Annotated in this window: 1 protein-coding gene; it reads right to left on the bottom strand. The window is 72.8% G+C overall.

Features of this window, described 5'->3' with window-relative positions; genetic code table 11:
- On the bottom strand, positions 1-1,280 hold a 1,280-nt coding region (locus ABZX75_RS28980), incomplete at both ends, for a DEAD/DEAH box helicase (RefSeq protein ID WP_355415626.1).

Below are 1,280 nucleotides of genomic sequence, written 5' to 3'. Positions count from 1 at the left end.
GCTGCGGCGTCCGCGCGCGGAGTTGGTGCTGCGCTTGGGCCGGTCGGAGACGGGCGCGGTGATGGTGACCGGGATGCCGGAGGGGGTCTGGGCGCCGGTGATGCGGTTGAGGGCTTCTTCGCCGGAGCGGACCTGGGTGGTCTGCGGGACGATGCCCGCGGCTGCCATCAGGCGGGTCATGTCGCGGCGCTGGCCGGGCATGACCAGGGTGACGACGCTGCCGGACTCGCCGGCGCGTGCGGTGCGGCCGCCGCGGTGGAGGTAGTCCTTGTGGTCGCTGGGCGGGTCGACGTTCACGACGAGGTCGAGGTTGTCGACGTGGATGCCGCGTGCGGCGACGTTGGTCGCCACCAGCACCGTCACGTGCCCGGTCTTGAACTGGGTCAGGGTGCGGTTGCGCTGGGGCTGGGACTTGCCGCCGTGCAGGGCGGCGGCCCGGACACCGCTGTTGAGCAGGTGCGTGGTGAGCTGGTCCACGGCGTGCTTGGTGTCCAGGAACATGATCACCCGGCCGTCGCGGGCGGCGATCTCGGTGGTCGCGGCGTGCTTGTCGGTGCTGTGGACGTGCAGCACGTGGTGCTCCATCGTCGTGACCGCGCCGGCCGAGGGGTCCACGGAGTGGACGACCGGGTCGGTGAGGTAGCGGCGGACCAGCAGGTCGACGTTGCGGTCCAGGGTCGCGGAGAACAGCATCCGCTGGCCCTCGGGGCGTACCTGGTCCAGGAGGGCGGTGACCTGCGGCATGAAGCCCATGTCCGCCATCTGGTCGGCCTCGTCCAGGACGGTGATGGCGACCTGGTTCAGCCGGCAGTCGCCGCGCTCGATGAGGTCCTTGAGGCGTCCGGGTGTCGCGACGACGACCTCGGCGCCGCCGCGCAGCGCGCTGGCCTGGCGGCCGATCGGCATACCGCCGACGACGGTGGCCATGCGCAGCTTCAGCGCGCGGGCGTAGGGGGTCAGCGCGTCGGTGACCTGGACGGCCAGCTCGCGGGTGGGGACCAGGACCAGGGCCAGCGGCTGCCTGGCCTCGGCGCGCTGGCCGGAGGTGCGGGCCAGCAGCGCCAGGCCGAAGGCGAGGGTCTTGCCGGAGCCGGTACGCCCACGGCCCAGTACGTCACGGCCCGCGAGGGAGTTCGGCAGCGTCGCGCCCTGGATCGGGAACGGCACGCTCACGCCCTCGGTGCCCAGCGTGGCCAGCAGCGGCGCGGGCATGTCCAGATCGGCGAACGCCTCGACCGCGGGAAGCGCGGGAGTGATCGTCTCGGGCAGGGCGAACTCCC

Origin of the sequence: Streptomyces sp. NPDC003038 (genome assembly GCF_040611115.1) — a bacterium.
Classification (GTDB): Bacteria; Actinomycetota; Actinomycetes; order Streptomycetales; family Streptomycetaceae; genus Streptomyces.
This window is presented reverse-complemented; position numbering and strand designations above follow the sequence as displayed.